Below are 17,141 nucleotides of genomic sequence, written 5' to 3' on the forward strand. Positions count from 1 at the left end.
TTCCTCCCTTACAGGACCAGCGACAGGCCGGAGAGCAGCAGCAGCACCAGCAAGACCAGGCGGAAACCCTCGGCCGGGATCACGCCATAGGCACGCACGCCGAGCCAGGCGCCGGCGGCCAGCGCGGGCAGGCAGGCCAGCAGCATGATGGCGCTGTCGGCGGTGAAGAAGCCACCGGCGAGAAGGCCGATCGCGGCCAGCGCCTGCATGGCGACGATGAAGGGCTGGAAGATGGCCCGCGCCTCATCCTTCCGGAGCCCCTTCAGATCCCCCCACATCGCCGGCAGCGCGCCGGAGAAGCCGCCGATCCCGCCCAGCACGCCGCCGGCGAAGCCGATGCCGGCATCGGGCAGGGGGCCGGTGGTGAAGGCGTGGGGCGCGCGCTTGAGGGCGATGCGGGCCAGGGTGTAGCCGGCATAGACCACCAGCAGCGCGCCGATGCCCACCGTGATGGAAGCCGCGCTGGTCAGTTTCAGGACCACGATGCCGAGTGGCGTGCCCAGCACGCCGCCCACGACATAGGGCCGCAGCACCGCCCAGCGCATGGCGGGCAGCACGGCGCGGATGGTGCCGAGCTGGATGATGAAGGACCCCACCACCAGGACCGGCGCCGTTTCCTGCGGCGGCAGCCAGTGGAACAGGATGCCCGCCGCGATCAGGTTGAAGGCGAAGCCCGCCATCCCTGAGGCGAAGGCCGCCACGAAGCAGGCGCCGACCAGCACGGCCATTTCCAGGCTCATGCGCCTGTATTCAGCAGGAACAGCAGCCCCGTGGCGAAGGCGAAGCCGGCGGAGGCCGCGACCATCGTCTTCTGCTGCGCCCGCCAGCCCAGGAATTCCAGCGCCAGCACGCGCAGCCCGCCCGCCAGATGCGCGGCCAGCAGCACCACCAGCACCGTCTCCGCCACCTTCAGGACGGGATTGTTGGACCACCGGAGAAAGCCCTCCAGCGCGGCCTCCCCCTGGATGGCCTGGCCGAGCGCCCAGAAATGCACGGGCAGGAACAGCGCCAGCGCCAGGCCGGACAGGCGATGGACCAGGAAGGCGATCCAGGCGGGATGGCCGCGGCCGCGCCAGTGGCTCATGAGCTGAACAGCCCGAAGGCGGCGCGGATGCCGAAGGCGGCGGTCAGCAGCCCGATCGCCACCCAGGCCAGGTCGTAGCCCCGCCCGCGCCAGCCCGCCCATTCCGCCGCGATGGCGCGCAGCCCGATCGCGCCATGCAGCCCCGCCGCCAGCGCGAAGACGCTGTAGAAGCCGAGCCAGGCCCAGCTGCCTTGCGTGCGGCCGATGATCTCGGCGGCGGAAAGCCCGCCCCGCACCGCGACCAGGATGGTGACGAGGTGGACGACCACCGCCAGCGCCAGGACCATCGCCGTGCCGCGCTGCACGGCCCAGAGTTGCACGCCGTTCATCGCACCCCCCAGAAGATGCCCCGCTTGAGGCCGGCGATGGCGCCGGAAGGGTCGATGCCCTTCGGGCAATGGGCGGTGCAGGATTGGGTGGAATGGCAGGCATGGCAGCCCGCATCGCCGGCCACCGCCGCCAGCCGGTCCTTCTTCCCGCCATCCCGCACATCATTCACCAGCGTCCAGGCGCGGTTCAGCGCGGCGGGGCCGAGGTAATCCGGGTTCCAGGCGACGATGTCGCAGCCGGCGTAGCAGACGCCGCAGCCGATGCATTCGATCCCGGCATCCGCGGCCTCCCGCTGTTTCGAGGCAGGGGGAACGACGGCGAATTCCCCCGGGGCGAATTCCTCTGGCACCGCGCCATCGGGTGCGTCCTTGGGCTGGAAGCTGCCGCGGGCCTTGGCCCATTTGTCGAAGAAGGGGGCCATGTCGGTGGCCAGGTCGCGGATCACGGGCAGGTTGGACAGCGGCCGCAATTCAAGCGCGCCATCCTTGGCGACACGGCTGACATGGGTGCGGCAGGTCCAGCGGGGGCGGCCATTCACCACCATGGCGCAGGACCCGCACATGCCGACGCGGCAGGCGAAGCGATAGGCGAGGGTGGGATCGACCTCCCGCTGGATGAAGGTGACGACGTCCAGCACCGTCTGGTTGGCGCGGGCGGGCACGGCGTAATCCGCCATGGCGCCGCCTTCGGCGTTACCGCGCCAGATCCGGACGCGAAGCGTCGGCGATGCCGCGTTCATCCGTTTGCTCCCCTTGCGCCATCAAAGGCTTGCATGGTCTTGTATCAGACACAAGACCCGGACTGGAGAGCTGAGACCATGGCATTGCGCGGCGCGGACATCCTGGTGAAGGGCCTGCTTGCGGCGGGGGTGGGGCGGATCTTCTCCCTGTCCGGCAACCACATCATGCCGGTCTATGACGCGCTGGTGGGCTCGGGGATCGAGATCGTTCACACGCGGCACGAGGCCGCGGCGGTCCACATGGCCGATGCCTGGGCGCGGCTGACCGGCCAGGTGGGTGTCGCGCTGGTGACGGGTGGGCAGGGCCATGCCAATGCGGCGGCCGCGCTCTGCACGGCCTGGCAGGGGGAGGTCCCGGTGCTGCTGCTGTCGGGCCATGCGCCGCTGAACCAGATCGGCCTCGGCGCCTTCCAGGAGCTGGACCAGGTGGCGATGGCGGCGCCGGCGGCCAAGGCGGCCTGGGCGGCGCAGACCCCCGGCGGCATGGCGGCGGATGTGGCGAAGGCCGTGTCCATCGCGATGTCCGGCCGCCCGGGCCCTGTGCATTTGTCCCTGCCCACCGATGTGCTGGAGGGCGAGGCGGTGGACGCGCCCGTGCCCACCCCCGCCCTCAGCCCCATGGCGCTCTCACCCACCACGGCGGCGCTGGTCGCGCAGGCCATCGCGGGGGCGGCGCGGCCGGTGCTGGTGGCGCCGCCCGCGCTCTGCACCCCCGCCGGCTTCGCGCTGCAGCGGGGGCTGGAGGCGGCGTCCGGCCTGCCGGTCCTGCCCATGCAATCGCCCCGCGGCCTGGCGGACCCGACGCTGGGGCTGCTGAGGGAGGTTCTGGGCCAGGCGGATTTGGTGGTGCTGATCGGCAAGCCGCTCGACTTCACCCTCGGCTTTGGCAAGCCGATTCCGGCGGATTGCCGCTTCATCCTGCTGGAGCCGGAGGCCGCGCTGGTCGGCCGCGCCCAGGCGCTGCTGGGGGAGAGGCTGGTGCTGGCCGCCATCGCCGACCCGACCAGCGCCATCACCGCGCTGACGGCGGCGGTGACGCCCGGCCATGCGGAATGGGCGGCGACGGTGCGGGAAGCGATCACCTGGCGGCCTGCCGAGTGGTCCACGCCGCAGGCGGCTGGGCCGATCCGGTCCGCGACGCTCTGCGCCGCCGTGAACGACGCTGTCGCCCGCCACGGCGCCACCTTCATCTGCGACGGGGGCGAGATCGGGCAGTGGGGCATGGCGATGGTGAAGGCGGATACCCGCGCCGTGAATGGCGTGGCGGGGGCCATCGGCGTGGGCATTCCGTTTGCCATTGGCGGCTCCGCCGCGGGTGGCATCGGCGCCCGCGCCGCGCGCCCGGCCCCCGTCATCGCGCTGATGGGCGACGGGTCCTTCGGCTTCCACATGGCGGAGATCGACACCGCCGCCCGCCACGGCCTGCCCTTCGTCGCCGTGGTCGGCAATGACAGCCGCTGGAATGCGGAGCACCAGATCCAGATCCGGGACTATGGCGCCAACCGCGCCCATGGCTGCGAACTAGCCCCCGGCACGCGCTACGATCTGGTGGCGGTGGCCCTCGGCGGGCATGGGGAGCAGGTGACGGAGGTGGCGGAGATCGGGCCGGCCATCGACCGGGCCATCGCCTCCGGCAAGCCGGCCGTGGTGAATGTGGTGCTGGACGGGCAGCCGGCGCCGACGCTGAAGCGATGAACCAGGCGCGCCCGGATTCCAAGCCCCTCTACGCCCAGGCGGAAGCGATCCTGACACGGCGGATCGCGGAGGGGTTCTGGGCGCCGGGCGCCATGATCCCGCCGGAGCCCGATCTGGCGGCAGAACTCGGCGTCTCCCCGGGCACGGTGCGGAAGGCGCTGGGGGGGCTGGAACGCCGGCGGCTGATCGAGCGGCGGCAGGGCAGGGGCACTTTCGTCGCGGCGCATACCTCCGAACGGGCGCTGTTCCACTTCTTCCGCATCACCGCGCTGGACGGGCAGCGGCGGGCGCCGACCAGCCATGTGCTGGAATGCGCCACCGTCGCGGCCAGCGCGGAGGAAGCCGCGCCTTTGGGCCTGGCGGAGGGCGATCCGGTGCATCGGGTGAAGCGCGGGCGGATGGTGGGCGGTGCCGCCTGCATCCTGGAACGCATCTGGCTGCCCGCCGCGCGCTTCCCGGGTTTCGCCCTGCCGGTGGGGCGGGAGATGACGGATGAACTCTACGTCCTGTATCAGCGCGACCATGCCGTGACGATCGCCCGCGCGGAGGAACGCCTGGCCGCCATCGCCGCCGCGCCGGATGACGCCGCGCTGCTGGGGCTGGCGGCGGGGGCGCCCCTGCTGGAGATCGCCCGCATCGCCTTCGACCTGCAGGACCGCCCGGTGGAACGCCGCGTGACGCTGCTGGACACGGCGGCGCATCGCTACATCGCCAATCTGGACTGAGCGGGCCCGCATGGGCAGGATGGCCCCATGCCTGAAGCGCCAATGACCGACCCCCATGCCGTGACGAGCCTGGAGGCGCTGGAGGCGCTCTATGGCGCGGCGGTGCCGAATTCCGTGCTGAAGGTGCGCCGCGACCTGGATGCGCCGAGCGCCGCCTTCATCGCGGGCAGCCCCTTCTGCATCCTGTCCACCCGCAACGCGGATGGGCGGGTGCATGGCACGCCCCGGGGCGACGGGCCGGGCTTCGTGCAGGTGGTGTCGCCGACCGAACTTCTGCTGCCCGACAGGCGCGGCAACAACCGGATCGACGCGCTGCGCGACATCATCGGCGACCCGAATGTGGCGCTGCTGTTCCTGGTGCCGGGGTCGGGGGAGACGCTGCGCGTCGGCGGCAAGGCTGTGATCAGCACCGACCCCGCGCTGCGGGCGCGCCTGGCGCATTAGGGCCGGGAGCCCGCGACGGTGCTGCGCATCACGGTGGAGGAGGTGTTCTTCCAATGCGCCCGCGCCCTGCTGCGGTCGAAGCTCTGGGGGGAGACGAAGCGGCCAGCCACCCTGCCGACGGCCGGCGACCTGCTGCAATCCGCGACGGGCGGGGCGGTGGATGGGAAGGTCTATGACGCGGATGCGCCCGCGAGGCTCTCCGCCAACCTGTACTGAAGCGGGGCGGAACCCATCGGTGGCCGTGAACGTTCTGGCAACACAGGACGGAGGACCAGGCCATGGCGAAGCAGCCCGAACCGATGGACGACAACCCCAAGACCAATCCCGATCCCGGGTCCAACACCATCAAGGACCCCGCGGATTGGACCACGGGCGATGAGGCGATGACAGGGGCGCAGGCTTCCTACCTCAAGACGCTGAGCGAGGAGGCGGGCGAGGAATTCGACCCCGGCCTCAGCAAGGCCGATGCCTCCAAGCGCATCGATGCGTTGCAGGAGAGGACCGGCCGCGGCCGGTAGGGCGCGGCGGCAAGGGGGAGCAGTGCTCCCCCTATCTATATTTCAATATCAGTGCCTTGTGCGTCGTTCTTCACGCGAAGGCTCGCTCCACCAGTGGTCCGGGCGCCGGTGCGCTGGCGATCTCCCGGATGATCTTGCGCTTCACCGCGGTCTCGAAGGCGTCGAAGCCTTCGGCCACCATCAGGAAGGCGCCGGGGCCGCCGATCACCTCGGTGCGGTAGTAGTCATCCAGCGGCGGCAGCCCCGCGGCCCAGGGGGTGGGGGTGCGGTCCAGAACGGCCAGGCCGTTGAGGACGATGCCCTTTTCCAGCGCATCGGCGCGGGCTTCGGCAACGGGGCGGCCGGAATTGTTCACGCCGTCGCCGGAGATGTCGACGACCTTGCGCGTGCCCTCATACCCCCGGCCGAAGAGGTTGGCGGCGTAGTCCATGGCGCCGGAGATGGAGGTGTAGAGCCAGGTCCGGCGGGGGGCGGCGTCCACCGCGGCGGCGAAGCGTTCGCCGGCGGCGGGGCCATCGATCTTCATCCAGGGGACCATCATCTCCTGGATGTGCCAGTCGGACCAGGTGAACATGGTGACCGCGATCTGGCCGAGCGGCCCGCCGGCGATGCCTTCCAGCAGCTTGGGGTCGCGGAAGGCGGCGGCGTAGCCGTTGAACTGGAGTTCCTGTTCGACCTCATCGACCGAACGGCTGACATCGACGGCGAGGACGAGTTCGACATCGACGGGTTCCTGCGCACGGGCGGCGCCGGTGCGGAGGATAAGCGGCGCGGCCAGGGCGCTACCCAGGACGAGCCTTCTGCTCAGGAGCGGGGAGGTGCTCACGTGCGGTTTCCTTCACCGAGATGGTGGACCGGTCTTGCACGTACCCTCCGGGGGTAAACCTAAGACAAATATGCTGCGCCGCAACATCGTATTTGCGGCGTTTTTCATCACATGCCGGGATATTGCCCATGCGGGGCGCGATGGCGAATAACCTTGCCCATCGCATGGGCAATGGCAGGAAGGCTTACGCTTTCCAGCGCGTATCGCCGATGGCCGGGATGGCGTTGGCGCGGTCCCGCAGCGCCAGCAGGGCGGGGAATCGGCCGGCGGTGAAGTCCGGCATCACGACATCGGCGAAATCGAGCGAGGCGGTCACGGTGATGTCGGCCTGGGTCATCCGGTCCCCGCACAGCCATTCCTGGCCGGTCGCCATCATGTCCAGCGCCGCGAAGCCGCCCGCGGCCTGGTCCAGCAGCTTCGTGGCGGCATCCGCCCAGACGAGTTCCGCCGGGCGGCGCTTGGTTTCCTGGTAGCAGGCGACCAGCTTTTCCGTCGCCCCCACGGCCAGCGCCAGGGCGCGCATGGCGGCGCGGCGGGGCGCGCCGGTGGCGGGGACCAAGGCGCGGTCCGGGCCGACCAGATCATCGATCGCGTCCAGGATGGCGATGCTGTCCACCAGCACCTCTCCATCATCCATCACCAGCGCCGGCACGCGACCGAGCGGGTTGAGGGACAGGATCTCCGCCCGCTGGTCCACCGTGCCGTAGTGGCGCTGTTCATAGGCGATGCCGAGCACGGCCAGGCTGGCGCCGACGCGGCGGACGAAGGGGGAAAGATTGCGGCCGATCAGGATCATGGGATGGTTTCCTCACGTGATTTCTTGGTGGCGGGCCCGCAACGAAAAAGGGGGCGCCTTGCGGCACCCCCCTTCCGTGTCGGGCCGAAGAAGGTCCGGCGCTGGATCAGCGCAGGACGATCTCGACGCGGCGGTTCTGCGGCTCGCGCACGCCGTCCGCGGTCGGGACCAGCGGGCGGCTCTCGCCGAAGGCCTGGATGGCCATGGCGGAGCGGGCAACGCCACGGCGCTCGAGTTCCGCGGCCACGGCGGCGGCGCGGCGCTCGGACAGGCGCTGGTTGTACTGCGGCGTGCCGGAACGGTCGGCGTGGCCGGAAACCTCGATCCGCGTCGTGCCGGTGCGGCTGTTGGTCGCGGCCTCACCGATGATCTGGCGGGCGCGATCAGTCAGGTCGGCGCGGTCGAAGTCGAAGAACACCAGGAAGGTGCGGGCCGGGGCCGGGGCGGCGGCCGGGGTCGGCGCGACGACGGGGGCCGGGGCCGGGGCGGCGCCGAAGGCGTAGCGCAGGCCGATCAGCAGGCTGTGGTTGAAGTTGTCGGCTTCCGCCGTGCCACGCACGCCGTTGGCGTTGCGGATGTCGAACTCGACCGGCTGCGTGCCCATGAAGCGGTATTCCGCCGTCACGGACAGGTTGGCGTTGATCGGGAAGGCGGCGCCGACGATCGCCTGGTAGGCAAAGCGGCCCTGTTCACCATCGAGGGTGAGGCTGCCACCGCCGCCGGCGCCGCGGACTCGGACGGACGAGAATTCCTGCCACTGCATGCCGATACCGGCGCCGACATAGGGGAAGATGAAGGAACCGGCGCCCATGTCGAAATCGTAGAAGGCGTTGGCCATCACGCCGTAGGAACGGACCTTGCCGTCCGCGCGCAGCGGGCGGGTGAGCGCCTGGAAGCCGCTGGCGCCGTCGACCTCATTCTCGCGGAAGCTGCCTTCGAGTTCGGCGCGCAGGCCGTTGCCGTAGCCGTAGCCGAGGCTGAGGACGCCGACATAGCCGTAGTTGAACTCGACCGAGCCGTTGCGCTGCGGGCCGGTCAGGCCGGCGACCGCGGGGCCGCTCAGGTTGATGTCCGATTCCTGCAGCATGTTCACGCCGGCGCCAGCGCCGATGTAGAAGCCGGTCACCGGCTGCGCCTGGGCGGCGAGCGGCAGTGCCAGCATGGTGGCGGCCAGCAGGGCCTTGCGGAATGTCATTCGATCAATCTCCTTGATCACAGGTGCGTCGCACCCGACCGGACCACCTCATCGACGTTTGATCGCCGATGCCCCCGTCCAGGGCGGCTGCATGGGAACCAGACTAACATTGCCTGATCGGTGATGTCAGCGCGGTTGCAGCACAATCAGTGGTGTGTGGCCTTCAGGACACACGCGACCATGGCAAAACGGTCACAGGGGCGAGAGGTCGGCCGGATCCCTGGCCTGGGCGAGGCTGCCCGGCGGCAGAAGGCGGTTCGCATGGCCCAGCTTCCGGCCCGGCCGGGCCTCCGCCTTGCCATAGAGATGCAGCGCCACGTCCGGCATGGCGGCCAGGGAAGGCCAGGCGGCGAAGGAATCGGGGCCGACCAGGTTCTTCATGACGGCATCGTGATGCCGGCCCGGATCGGGCAGGGGCAGGCCGGCGACCGCCCGCATATGCAGCTCGAACTGCCCATGGGCGCAGGCATCCATGGTCCAGTGGCCGGAATTATGCGGCCGGGGCGCCATTTCATTCGCCAGCAGCGTGCCATCGGCCTGCAGGAACATCTCCAGCGCCAGGATGCCGACCAGATCCAGCGCCGTGGCGACGGCGGCGACATGGGCGCGGGCGGCGGTGGCGACGGCATCCGGCACCAGGGCCGGGGCGAAGGAGAGGTCGAGGATGTGGTGGGCGTGGCGGTTCTCCACCGCGTCGAAGGTCACGACCTGGCCATCGGCACCGCGCGCCGCGATGGCGGAGACCTCCTTCGCGAAGGGGATGAAGGCTTCCAGGATGAGGGGATGCGGCGCCAGGCGATCGAAGGCCGCATCGGCATCCCCGGGGGAGCGCAGCACCGCCTGGCCGCGGCCATCATAGCCGAGTCGGGTCGTCTTCAGCACCGCCGGCAGGCCCAGTGCGGCGATGGCCGCGTGCAGCGATTCGCGGCTGGTGACTTCGCGCCAGGGGCCGACCGGGATGCCGGCCGATTCGAAAAAGCGCTTCTCCGCCACGCGGTCCTGGCCGATGCGCAGCGCGGCGACGCCGGGGCGGCAGGGCACCAGGGGGGCCAGCACATCGAGCGTCGCGGCCGGCACGTTCTCGAACTCGAAGGTCACGACATCGACGGCGGCGGCGAAGGCGGCGAGGGCCTGGGTGTCGTCATAGCCGGCCACGGTGCGGGCGGCGGCCACCTGCATGCCGGGGCTGTCACCCTCCGGCGCGAAGACGTGGCAGCGATAGCCGAGCGCGGCCGCGGCCAGCGCCGACATGCGGCCGAGTTGCCCGCCACCGAGGATGCCGATGGTGGAGCCGGGAGCCAAGGGCGGGGGCACGGGGTTGCTCACGCTGGGCTGTCCGGCACGGCATCGGTCCGCGCTTCGCGCCAGGCGGCGAGGCGGGCCGCCAGGCCGGGATCGTTCAGCGCCAGGATGGCGGCGGCCAGCAGCCCGGCATTCAGCGCGCCGGCCTTGCCGATGGCGAGCGTGCCGACCGGGATGCCGCCGGGCATCTGGACGATGGACATCAGGCTGTCCATGCCCTTCAGCGCATGGCTTTCGACCGGCACGCCGAGGACCGGCAGGGTGGTGAAGGCCGCGACCATGCCCGGCAGGTGCGCCGCGCCGCCGGCGCCGGCGATGATGACCTGGATGCCCCGCCCCGCCGCATCCTTGGCATAGGCCACCATGCGGTCCGGCGTGCGATGGGCCGATACCACGCGTGTTTCGTGCGCGACGCCGAGCGCGGCGAGCACCTCCGCCGCCTGGCGCATCGTCTCCCAATCCGAGGTCGAGCCCATGATGACGCCGACACGGGGCGGGGCCCCGTCGGCAACGGCTTCGGTCATGGGGGAACCCTCAGGCAATGATGTCTGGGACGAGGCGGCCTTCGAGCCAGGCGATCTCGTCCTTCAGCTTCAGCTTGCGCTTCTTGAGGCGCTGGAGCTGCAGGGCATCGGTCCCGGCCTCGCTCAGGCGGGCGATGACGGTGTCGAGGTCCCGGTGCTCGCTCCGCAGCTCATGCAGGCGTCGGAGAAGGCTGTCGCGGTCGGCCTGCATGCGCCCCCTGGGTGCCGGTTGAAGAGGCAGATCGGGGCCGCGAAACAACGGTTGATCAAGGGTTAGCGTCCCTCGAAAAAACGTGCCGCTCGACCCGGCGGATCGCAAACATAGTGCTGGACCCTGCCGAGGGTCGGCATAACATGACAGGCGCGGGCGCAGAAGGGACGGATGCGCGCCCCCGGTGCCTTGGTGCCGCGTTCCAGTTGATCGTGGCGCTCATACCGTGGCGCGGACCGTCCTGCCTTTGCCCCGCTTGGCAATGGACAAGGAACTTGCGCATGGCTGAAGCTGCACGCATCCGATCCCTCGAGGAACGGCACGCGACGCTGGAGGCACGGATCGCCCAGGAGGTATGTCGGCCGAAGCCGAATGACCTGGAACTCGTCCGGCTGAAGCGGGAGAAGCTTCGCCTGAAGGAAGAGATGGAGAAGCTGCGAACGCGCCTGCACTAAGGCGCGTCGGGTGGGGGGAGGTCTGGCCGGACCCCCACCCTGACCAGCCCCTGGCGTTGGCGGCAGTGCCGCCAACCCCCCGCAAGCGCGGGGGAGGGAACACCGTTCAGGCGGCCTGGTCGTCCATCGGCAGGGGCGGCGGAATCGGGCCGCCGCCATGGCGTTCCATCGCGGTGCCGACCGCCTCATTCAAGGCCGTCTGCGTGCAGAGGCCGAGCGTCACGGGATCCCGCGGCTTGATGTTCGGCGTGTTGGGGTGGGTCTTGTCCCGCACCTTCGCGATCGTCTCCTTCGTGGTGGCGAGGAGCTTGACGATCTGCGGGTCCGACAGCTGGGGATAGTTGCGCAGCAGCCAGGCGATGGCGTCCGGGCGTTCCGTGCGCTTGGCGACGGGGATGTAGCGGGCCCCCTTGCCGCGCTGCTTCGGCAGCGGCATCGACCGTTCCGTGAGCTGGAGGCGCGCGCCGGGCGATGCCTCGCAGCGCACGATCTCCTCCCGCGTCAGCTGGTCATTCGCGACGGGGTCGTAGCCGACGATGCCCTGCGCCACCTCGCCATCGGCGATGGCCTGGACCTCAAGCGGATGCATGCCGACGAAATCGGCGATCTGCTCGAAGGAGAGCGACGTCTTCTCGATCAGCCACACCGCGGTGGCCTTCGGCATCAGGGGCGTCTTCATGTTCTACCCTTTGGTGGTCGGCCGCCGCCTGGGCAAGCGGAAACGCTCGCCGGGGCGCCCGCGCCTCGTCAGCATCGGATATAGAGAGGGGGCCGGGCCGGGTCAAAGCCCGAGGAAAAGGGGGAGCAGGAATGATGGAGGAGGAGGGGCCGCGGCCCCGGAACCGGTTCACGCCGCCGGTGATCGATGCCTGGGGAGTGGAGGAGCTGCGCGCTTATATCGAGGCGCTGCGGGAGGAGATCGGCCGCGCGGAGCGCGAGATCGGCAAGCGGGAGGCGAGCAGGGCCGCGGCCTCGGCGTTCTTCAAGTTGGGGCCGCGGGGGTAGCGGAAAGGCCGGCGTGTTTCCCCGCCGGCCAAATTGCTCGCGTCAGGCGGCCTGCGGGACCGCCTCGTTCTGGATGACCTTCGGCGTGCCGGCCTGGATGGCGATCCGGCGCGGCTTCAGGGCTTCGGGCACCTCCCGCCGCAGCGCGACATGCAGCAGGCCGTGCTGCAGGTCTGCGCCTTCCACCACGATGTGATCGGCCAGCACGAAGCGGCGTTCGAAGGCGCGGCCGGCGATGCCGCGGTAGAGCACGCGGCCATGCTCCGGCTGGGCCTGCGGGGCCTTGCCGGCGACGGTCAGCGTGTTCTCATGTGTCACCACATCGATGTCCTCCGGCCCGAAGCCGGCGACGGCCATGGTCAGCACGTAGCTGTCCTCGCCCGTCTTCTCGATGTTGTAGGGGGGGTAGCTGGACCCCTCGGCCGCCGCGCGGGCGGTCTCCGCCAGGCGGGCCATGCGGTCGAAGCCGATGGCGGTGCGGAAGAGGGGGGCGAAATCGAGCGTGTTCATAGGAAGACCTCCTGCGGGAGCAAGGTCGTTGCACGGCGAATCCGAGGGGCTGTGACGGTCCCCGATACCGGGCGACCTGGACCCCTGGTCCGCGCTGTCGGCCCCGATCGGGCACCGCCAGCGATGCAGGAGTTAAGCAGCGGCACCCCGCCGTTCAAGGGGGCGTGCGGACGTGAAAAAGCGCGCCGCGGGTGCCCCCGGCGGCGCGCTTCACCACGCGCAAAGACCTCGGCGGGTTGCCCCGCCGGCGGTGCCTCAGCCCGCCTTGCGGACGCCGAGGCCGGCGAACTTCTTGTTGAACTTGGCGATCTGGCCGCCCGTGTCCATCACGCGCTGCTGGCCGGTCCAGGCCGGGTGGGACTTCGGGTCGATGTCGAGGCGCATCGTATCCCCTTCCTTCCCGTAGCAGGAGCGGGTGGTGAAGGTCGTACCATCCGTCATGATGATGTTGATGGTGTGGTACTCGGGATGGATGTCGGGCTTCATCGGTCCGCCGCTCATACAGATGGTCCCGCCGACGGTGACCGGCAGGCACTGGGAAGGCGCGCTATAGGGTAGGGCGTGGTTTGGCGCAACCGTTGGCGTGGCGGGGCCCGCCATCCCGCCGGCCGCGGCATCCCGGGGTTGATCAGCGCCGCCCGCCGGCGCCATAGCGGGGCGGGAAGCAGGACCACGCGCATGAACCAGGCCACCTCCCCCTCCGACTCGGGGCGCCCGCTGAACATCCTCTCCATCCAGTCCTGGGTGGCCTATGGGCATGTGGGCAATGCCTCCGCCGTCTTCCCGCTGCAGCGGCTGGGGGCGGAGGTCTGGGCGGTGAACACGGTCCAGTTCTCCAACCACACGGGCTACGGCGCCTGGCGCGGCAGCGTCTTCGGGGCGGAGCTGATCCAGGAGCTGGTGGAGGGCATCGCCGAGCGCGGCGCCCTGCCGCGCTGCGATGCCGTGCTGTCCGGCTACATGGGCGCGGCGGAGATCGGGGAGGCGATCCTGGATGCCGCCGCACGGGTGAAGGCCGCCAACCCCGCCGCCATGTATTGCTGCGACCCCGTCATCGGCGATGTCGGGCGGGGGATCTTCGTCCGCCCCGGCATCCCCGAATTCATGCGCGACCGCGCCATCCCCGCCGCCGACATCATCACCCCCAACCAGTTCGAGCTGGAATGGATGGCCGGCACCAGCGTCACGACGCTGGACCAGGCGAAGCGGGCCGTGACGGCGTTGCAGGCGAAGGGCCCGCGCTGCGTGCTGGTGACAAGCCTTCGGGTGGAGGACACGCCCGCCGACGCCATGGACCTGCTGGCCGCGGATGGCGGGCAGTTCTGGCGCGTCCGCACGCCGCTGCTGCCCGTGAACGTCAATGGCGCGGGGGATGCCATCGCGGCGCTCTTCCTGTTCCACCGCCTGCGCTGGGGCCAGGCCTCCGTCGCGCTCTCCGCCGCCGCTTCCTCCATCTACGGGCTGCTGCGCCGCACGGCGGAAGCCGGCAGCCGGGAGATCCTGACCGTGGCGGCGCAGGAGGAATTCGTCACGCCGAGCCGGGTGTTCCGCGCCGAGGCCTGCTGACCATCCGTTCGATTCCGTTAACGCTTCGGCGCCTGCCCCACTAAGCTCCCGTCCTTGCGCAAGGTTCTTGACCGGCGCGTGGTCAGTGCGGGGGAAGCGTCGTCATGGCACGGCTTCGGATGGGTGGCGGCATCGCGCCACTGCTGGGCTGCCTCGCCCTCGTCTCCGCGCCCGCCGCGGCGCAGGACGGCACCTGGAACGGCTTCAGCTTCGGGGACCTCGGATCGAACGGGAACTGGAGCCCCGATTCGGTGCCGACCGGCACGGCCAGTTTCGGCGCCTCGGGCACCACGAACACCTTCCTCAACCGCCCGCTGGCCTTCGATACCCTGTCCTTCGAGGCCGGTGCGCCGGCCTATGCCATCACCCTGAATGGCGGCTTCGGCAACGATGTCACGCTGACGCTGAACGGCGGCGGCATCGCCAATGCGTCCGATTTCGCGCCGACCATCCTGCTGAGCCCCGCCGATCCCAGCGGCCAGGTGCGGCTGGTGCTGCAGAACGGGGCGAGCCTCGGGAATGCCGTCGTCAGCGGGGGCACGGGCGGGCCGACGCTCGTGCAGTTCTCCGGCACCGCCAGCGGCGGCAGCGCGACCATCGATGGCGTGCCGATCGCGCTGCTGGGGGCCTCCAGCCTTGGCAACGCCACCGTCACCAACGCGGCCTCGATCGACGTCAACATGACCGCGCCGGGCACGGCGAGCCTCGGCAATGCCAGCATCGGCATGGCCTCGGGCGGGGTGCTGCGCGTGGGTGCCAATGGCTCCCTCGGCACGGCGCGCATCACGCTGGGCGGCGGCGGGAGCGCGCTGCAGGTCTTCGGCAACGCGACCGGCAATGGCGCGCGGCTGAACCTGGTGGCCGGCAGCGCGCTGCGCATGGGCAGCGATTCGGCGCCGATGGCGGCCTTCACCCTCGGCACGCTGTCGGCCACCAGCGGCACGATCGAGACCTTCGGGACGGGCACGCTGACCATCGGCACCGTCGCGGGCGGCGCGCTGCCGCTGGACATCACCGGCACGGGCAACGTCACCTTCGCGGGCAATGAGGCGCGGGTGCTGACAGGCGGGAGCAGCCTGACCGGCACCATCACGCTGCAAGGCGGGTCGCTGACCGTTGGCGATGGCGGCTTCCCCCGCCTTGTCGCCGGCAATGTGGCGCTGGCCGCGGGCACGACGCTGGCCTTCAACCATGGCGGCAGCCTGGACTACAGCGCCAGCATCAGCGGCGCGGGTTCACTGGTGAACCGGGGCCCGGGCACGCTGGTGCTGGACGGCGTCAACAGCTTCACCGGGCCGACGGTGGTGGAGGCCGGCGGGCTGCTGCTGTCCGGCGCCGGGTCGATCGCCAACAGCGCGCTGACCCTCGGCGCCGACACCTTGTTCGACGTATCGGGCGTGGCCAGCCGGGCCACCGGCATCGCCGGGCTCAATGGAGCCGGCACGGTGCAACTCGGGCGCACGACCCTGACGATCGGCGCGGCGGGCGGCACCTTCTCCGGCACCATCACGGATAGCGAGGCCGTGGGCGGCGCGGGCGGCGGCCTGGTGATCGACAATGGCGGGCGGCTGACGCTGACGGGCGCCAGCACCTATACCGGCCTGACCACGGTGCGCAGCGGCACGCTGCTGGTGAATGGCAGCCTGGCTTCCCCCGTCAGCGTGGAGGCAAGCGGGCTGCTCGGCGGCAGCGGCACGGTGGGGTCCACCAGCGTCGCGGGCCGCATCGCGCCGGGCAATTCCATCGGCACGCTGGGAATCCTGGGCAACCTGGTCCTGCAGCCGGGATCGGTGACGGTGATGGAGGTGCAGGGAGCCGCGGCGGACCGCATCAACGTCTCCGGCACCGCGACGCTGGCGGGCACGCTGCAACTGGTGCCGATCGGGAGCAGCTTCACCTTCAACACGCCCCTCGTGCTGGTGAACGCCACGGGCGGGCGGACGGGTGCCTTCGATGCCGTCTCCACCACCGGCAGCTTCGGCCCAGGCGTGAACCCGCTGATCGCGCTGACGCCCACCGGCGTGTCGCTGGTGCTGCAGCCCCAGGCGCTGGGGCCGACGCTGGCGCCGGATGAGCCCACCAACGTCGTCAATGTGACGAATGCGCTGGACCAGCGGTCGGGCGATGCCAACCCCTTCTTCGGCGTGCTCAACGCCCCCGCCGGCCAGACGCGCGCCGCCGCCCGGCAGCTGACGGGCGAAGCCGGCACCGCGCCGGCCGCGATCAGCCAGCAGGCGGCGTCGCAGTTCCTCGCGGCGATGCTGGACGGGTCGCGCCTGCGGCGGGGGGAGCGATCCTCCGACCAGCCCTATTCCGTCTGGGTCGCGGCGATCGGCGGCTATGGCCGCAATGCCGGTGAGGGTGCGGTCGGCTCCTCCACCCGGCAGACCCGCAATGCCGGCAGCGCGGTCGGCACCGACATGCGCCTCGGCGCCGGGACCACCTTCGGCTTCGCGTTCGCGGGCGGGCAGGGGGAGGCGACGCTGGATGGCGGGCAGGGACGGGCGAGCGGGGAGGTGGCGCAGGGCGGCCTCTTCGGCTCCCACTGGTTCGGCCCGCTCTTCCTGGGCTTCGCCGGCAGCCATACGCGGATGGAGGCCGATACCAGCCGCTCGCTCAGCTACCTCAACGGCGCCGCGCGGGCGGAGACGGTGCCGCAGACCTGGTCCACGCGCGTCGAGGCCGCCTATGAGATGGCGAAGATCGGCGGCTTCACGCCCATCCCCGCCTTCGCCTACCAGGGCCATTGGACGCGGAGCGACGGCTATTCGGAAACCGCCACGGGCGGTGCCGCGGCCGCGGCGCTGACGGTGCAGCCCGCCACCCAGGCGACGACCCGGACGGAGATCGGGCTGGGCGGCGAGTATGAGGTCGGGCAGACCAGCATGCTGGGCCGGTCGCTCGGCCTGAACCTGCGGCTGGTGGGGCGCCTGGCCTGGGCGCATTACCTGGATCGGGAAGCGGGCATGCTGTCCAACTTCGCCGGCGAACGCAGCACCAGCTTCGTGACGACGGGCGCGCGGCCGGACCGCAACGCGGCGCTGGTGGGGGCGGGGCTGGAGGTGACGCTGGCCGACCGCATCACGCTGCACAGCCGGATGGAGGGCGAGTTCAGCGGCAACGTGACCAGCATCGGCGGGACGGCGCGGCTGCGATACGAATTCTGAGGAACGAATTCTGAGCTTATTGCCGCACCTGTCTTAAATGTGACGCCGC

General features: G+C 70.7%; 22 protein-coding genes. 9 read left to right on the forward strand and 13 right to left on the reverse strand.

Going from position 1 to position 17,141, the window contains the following annotated elements; all coding sequences use genetic code 11:
- Window positions 1-8: 8 nt before the first annotated feature.
- From ACTIE5_RS01770 to ACTIE5_RS01785, 4 genes are read right to left on the reverse strand one after another with little or no spacing between them, the layout of a single operon-like run.
- On the reverse strand, window positions 9-740 hold the full coding sequence (locus tag ACTIE5_RS01770; protein ID WP_439547973.1) for a sulfite exporter TauE/SafE family protein: 732 nt from the start codon (window positions 738-740) through the stop codon (window positions 9-11).
- Window positions 737-1,084, reverse strand: coding sequence for a succinate dehydrogenase (locus tag ACTIE5_RS01775; RefSeq protein ID WP_439547974.1), 348 nt, complete (start codon window positions 1,082-1,084; stop codon window positions 737-739). The genes ACTIE5_RS01770 and ACTIE5_RS01775 overlap by 4 nt, the downstream gene beginning before the upstream one ends.
- Entirely contained in the window at window positions 1,081-1,413 is a 333-nt protein-coding gene (locus ACTIE5_RS01780) for a succinate dehydrogenase (RefSeq protein ID WP_439547975.1), read from the reverse strand. The genes ACTIE5_RS01775 and ACTIE5_RS01780 overlap by 4 nt, the downstream gene beginning before the upstream one ends.
- On the reverse strand, window positions 1,410-2,153 hold the full coding sequence (locus ACTIE5_RS01785; protein WP_439547976.1) for a succinate dehydrogenase/fumarate reductase iron-sulfur subunit: 744 nt from the start codon (window positions 2,151-2,153) through the stop codon (window positions 1,410-1,412). Before ACTIE5_RS01785 ends, ACTIE5_RS01780 begins: the two co-directional genes overlap by 4 nt.
- A 78-nt stretch (window positions 2,154-2,231) precedes the next feature.
- On the opposite strand from ACTIE5_RS01785, the gene ACTIE5_RS01790 reads away from it, so the two are divergent.
- The 5 genes from ACTIE5_RS01790 to ACTIE5_RS01810 all read left to right on the forward strand — a co-directional run bounded on the left by ACTIE5_RS01790 (window position 2,232) and on the right by ACTIE5_RS01810 (window position 5,535).
- The gene (locus ACTIE5_RS01790; protein WP_439547977.1) at window positions 2,232-3,848 is read left to right on the forward strand and encodes a thiamine pyrophosphate-binding protein; all 1,617 of its coding nucleotides are present in this window, start codon (window positions 2,232-2,234) and stop codon (window positions 3,846-3,848) included.
- Window positions 3,845-4,573, forward strand: coding sequence for a GntR family transcriptional regulator (locus ACTIE5_RS01795; RefSeq protein WP_439547978.1), 729 nt, complete (start codon window positions 3,845-3,847; stop codon window positions 4,571-4,573). The genes ACTIE5_RS01790 and ACTIE5_RS01795 overlap by 4 nt, the downstream gene beginning before the upstream one ends.
- A gap of 27 nt (window positions 4,574-4,600) precedes the next feature.
- On the forward strand, window positions 4,601-5,017 hold the full coding sequence (locus ACTIE5_RS01800) for a pyridoxamine 5'-phosphate oxidase family protein (RefSeq protein WP_439547979.1): 417 nt from the start codon (window positions 4,601-4,603) through the stop codon (window positions 5,015-5,017).
- 18 nt (window positions 5,018-5,035) lie between these two features.
- Entirely contained in the window at window positions 5,036-5,233 is a 198-nt protein-coding gene (locus ACTIE5_RS01805) for a hypothetical protein (RefSeq protein WP_439547980.1), read from the forward strand.
- 62 nt (window positions 5,234-5,295) lie between these two features.
- Complete coding sequence (locus tag ACTIE5_RS01810; protein ID WP_439547981.1) at window positions 5,296-5,535, forward strand: DUF3072 domain-containing protein; 240 nt, start codon at window positions 5,296-5,298, stop codon at window positions 5,533-5,535.
- A gap of 70 nt (window positions 5,536-5,605) precedes the next feature.
- Here the strand turns inward: ACTIE5_RS01810 and ACTIE5_RS01815 are convergent, their stop codons facing one another.
- The 6 genes from ACTIE5_RS01815 to ACTIE5_RS01840 all read right to left on the reverse strand — a co-directional run bounded on the left by ACTIE5_RS01815 (window position 5,606) and on the right by ACTIE5_RS01840 (window position 10,389).
- Window positions 5,606-6,361 (reverse strand): DUF1194 domain-containing protein, encoded by a 756-nt coding sequence (locus tag ACTIE5_RS01815; RefSeq protein WP_439547982.1) that lies wholly within the window; start codon window positions 6,359-6,361, stop codon window positions 5,606-5,608.
- A gap of 184 nt (window positions 6,362-6,545) precedes the next feature.
- Window positions 6,546-7,157 (reverse strand): glutathione S-transferase family protein, encoded by a 612-nt coding sequence (locus ACTIE5_RS01820; protein ID WP_439547983.1) that lies wholly within the window; start codon window positions 7,155-7,157, stop codon window positions 6,546-6,548.
- 106 nt (window positions 7,158-7,263) lie between these two features.
- The gene (locus ACTIE5_RS01825; protein ID WP_439547984.1) at window positions 7,264-8,352 is read right to left on the reverse strand and encodes an OmpA family protein; all 1,089 of its coding nucleotides are present in this window, start codon (window positions 8,350-8,352) and stop codon (window positions 7,264-7,266) included.
- Window positions 8,353-8,544: 192 nt separating this feature from the next.
- The gene (locus ACTIE5_RS01830; RefSeq protein WP_439547985.1) at window positions 8,545-9,678 is read right to left on the reverse strand and encodes a 5-(carboxyamino)imidazole ribonucleotide synthase; all 1,134 of its coding nucleotides are present in this window, start codon (window positions 9,676-9,678) and stop codon (window positions 8,545-8,547) included.
- Window positions 9,675-10,178: a 5-(carboxyamino)imidazole ribonucleotide mutase gene (purE, locus tag ACTIE5_RS01835; protein WP_439547986.1), complete on the reverse strand. Its 504-nt coding sequence runs from the start codon at window positions 10,176-10,178 to the stop codon at window positions 9,675-9,677. Before purE ends, ACTIE5_RS01830 begins: the two co-directional genes overlap by 4 nt.
- A gap of 10 nt (window positions 10,179-10,188) precedes the next feature.
- Window positions 10,189-10,389 (reverse strand): YdcH family protein, encoded by a 201-nt coding sequence (locus ACTIE5_RS01840; RefSeq protein ID WP_092962147.1) that lies wholly within the window; start codon window positions 10,387-10,389, stop codon window positions 10,189-10,191.
- A gap of 281 nt (window positions 10,390-10,670) precedes the next feature.
- Between ACTIE5_RS01840 and ACTIE5_RS01845 the strand changes: the two genes are divergently transcribed.
- The gene (locus ACTIE5_RS01845) at window positions 10,671-10,844 is read left to right on the forward strand and encodes a YdcH family protein (RefSeq protein WP_439547987.1); all 174 of its coding nucleotides are present in this window, start codon (window positions 10,671-10,673) and stop codon (window positions 10,842-10,844) included.
- A 106-nt stretch (window positions 10,845-10,950) separates the two neighbouring features.
- On the opposite strand, the gene ACTIE5_RS01850 is transcribed toward ACTIE5_RS01845, so the two are convergent.
- Entirely contained in the window at window positions 10,951-11,523 is a 573-nt protein-coding gene (locus ACTIE5_RS01850) for a cell cycle transcriptional regulator TrcR (protein ID WP_439547988.1), read from the reverse strand.
- 131 nt (window positions 11,524-11,654) lie between these two features.
- On the opposite strand from ACTIE5_RS01850, the gene ACTIE5_RS01855 reads away from it, so the two are divergent.
- Entirely contained in the window at window positions 11,655-11,849 is a 195-nt protein-coding gene (locus ACTIE5_RS01855) for a DUF1192 family protein (protein ID WP_439547989.1), read from the forward strand.
- Between the two features lie 42 nt (window positions 11,850-11,891).
- Here ACTIE5_RS01855 and ACTIE5_RS01860 read toward each other — a convergent pair whose 3' ends face one another.
- On the reverse strand, window positions 11,892-12,359 hold the full coding sequence (locus ACTIE5_RS01860; RefSeq protein ID WP_439547990.1) for an Hsp20 family protein: 468 nt from the start codon (window positions 12,357-12,359) through the stop codon (window positions 11,892-11,894).
- A gap of 255 nt (window positions 12,360-12,614) precedes the next feature.
- Window positions 12,615-12,845, reverse strand: coding sequence for a 50S ribosomal protein L31 (rpmE, locus tag ACTIE5_RS01865; RefSeq protein ID WP_439547991.1), 231 nt, complete (start codon window positions 12,843-12,845; stop codon window positions 12,615-12,617).
- A gap of 192 nt (window positions 12,846-13,037) precedes the next feature.
- On the opposite strand from rpmE, the gene pdxY reads away from it, so the two are divergent.
- Window positions 13,038-13,925, forward strand: coding sequence for a pyridoxal kinase PdxY (pdxY, locus tag ACTIE5_RS01870; protein WP_439547992.1), 888 nt, complete (start codon window positions 13,038-13,040; stop codon window positions 13,923-13,925).
- A gap of 104 nt (window positions 13,926-14,029) precedes the next feature.
- A complete protein-coding gene (locus tag ACTIE5_RS01875; RefSeq protein WP_439547993.1) occupies window positions 14,030-17,092 on the forward strand; it encodes an autotransporter outer membrane beta-barrel domain-containing protein in 3,063 nt (1,020 codons plus the stop codon).
- Window positions 17,093-17,141 lie beyond the last annotated feature (49 nt).

The sequence above is a fragment of the Falsiroseomonas sp. genome (assembly GCF_051859025.1).
GTDB lineage: Bacteria > Pseudomonadota > Alphaproteobacteria > Acetobacterales > Acetobacteraceae > Falsiroseomonas.

Coding starts and splice junctions, on each gene's coding strand:
- ACTIE5_RS01770 (WP_439547973.1), bottom strand. CDS start 740: ATGAGCCTGGAAATGGCCGTGCTGGTCGGCGCCTGCTTCGTGGCGGCC.
- ACTIE5_RS01775 (WP_439547974.1), bottom strand. CDS start 1,084: ATGAGCCACTGGCGCGGCCGCGGCCATCCCGCCTGGATCGCCTTCCTG.
- ACTIE5_RS01780 (WP_439547975.1), bottom strand. CDS start 1,413: ATGAACGGCGTGCAACTCTGGGCCGTGCAGCGCGGCACGGCGATGGTC.
- ACTIE5_RS01785 (WP_439547976.1), bottom strand. CDS start 2,153: ATGAACGCGGCATCGCCGACGCTTCGCGTCCGGATCTGGCGCGGTAAC.
- ACTIE5_RS01790 (WP_439547977.1), top strand. CDS start 2,232: ATGGCATTGCGCGGCGCGGACATCCTGGTGAAGGGCCTGCTTGCGGCG.
- ACTIE5_RS01795 (WP_439547978.1), top strand. CDS start 3,845: ATGAACCAGGCGCGCCCGGATTCCAAGCCCCTCTACGCCCAGGCGGAA.
- ACTIE5_RS01800 (WP_439547979.1), top strand. CDS start 4,601: ATGCCTGAAGCGCCAATGACCGACCCCCATGCCGTGACGAGCCTGGAG.
- ACTIE5_RS01810 (WP_439547981.1), top strand. CDS start 5,296: ATGGCGAAGCAGCCCGAACCGATGGACGACAACCCCAAGACCAATCCC.
- ACTIE5_RS01820 (WP_439547983.1), bottom strand. CDS start 7,157: ATGATCCTGATCGGCCGCAATCTTTCCCCCTTCGTCCGCCGCGTCGGC.
- ACTIE5_RS01825 (WP_439547984.1), bottom strand. CDS start 8,352: ATGACATTCCGCAAGGCCCTGCTGGCCGCCACCATGCTGGCACTGCCG.
- purE (WP_439547986.1), bottom strand. CDS start 10,178: ATGACCGAAGCCGTTGCCGACGGGGCCCCGCCCCGTGTCGGCGTCATC.
- ACTIE5_RS01840 (WP_092962147.1), bottom strand. CDS start 10,389: ATGCAGGCCGACCGCGACAGCCTTCTCCGACGCCTGCATGAGCTGCGG.
- ACTIE5_RS01845 (WP_439547987.1), top strand. CDS start 10,671: ATGGCTGAAGCTGCACGCATCCGATCCCTCGAGGAACGGCACGCGACG.
- ACTIE5_RS01850 (WP_439547988.1), bottom strand. CDS start 11,523: ATGAAGACGCCCCTGATGCCGAAGGCCACCGCGGTGTGGCTGATCGAG.
- ACTIE5_RS01855 (WP_439547989.1), top strand. CDS start 11,655: ATGATGGAGGAGGAGGGGCCGCGGCCCCGGAACCGGTTCACGCCGCCG.
- ACTIE5_RS01860 (WP_439547990.1), bottom strand. CDS start 12,359: ATGAACACGCTCGATTTCGCCCCCCTCTTCCGCACCGCCATCGGCTTC.
- rpmE (WP_439547991.1), bottom strand. CDS start 12,845: ATGAAGCCCGACATCCATCCCGAGTACCACACCATCAACATCATCATG.
- pdxY (WP_439547992.1), top strand. CDS start 13,038: ATGAACCAGGCCACCTCCCCCTCCGACTCGGGGCGCCCGCTGAACATC.
- ACTIE5_RS01875 (WP_439547993.1), top strand. CDS start 14,030: ATGGCACGGCTTCGGATGGGTGGCGGCATCGCGCCACTGCTGGGCTGC.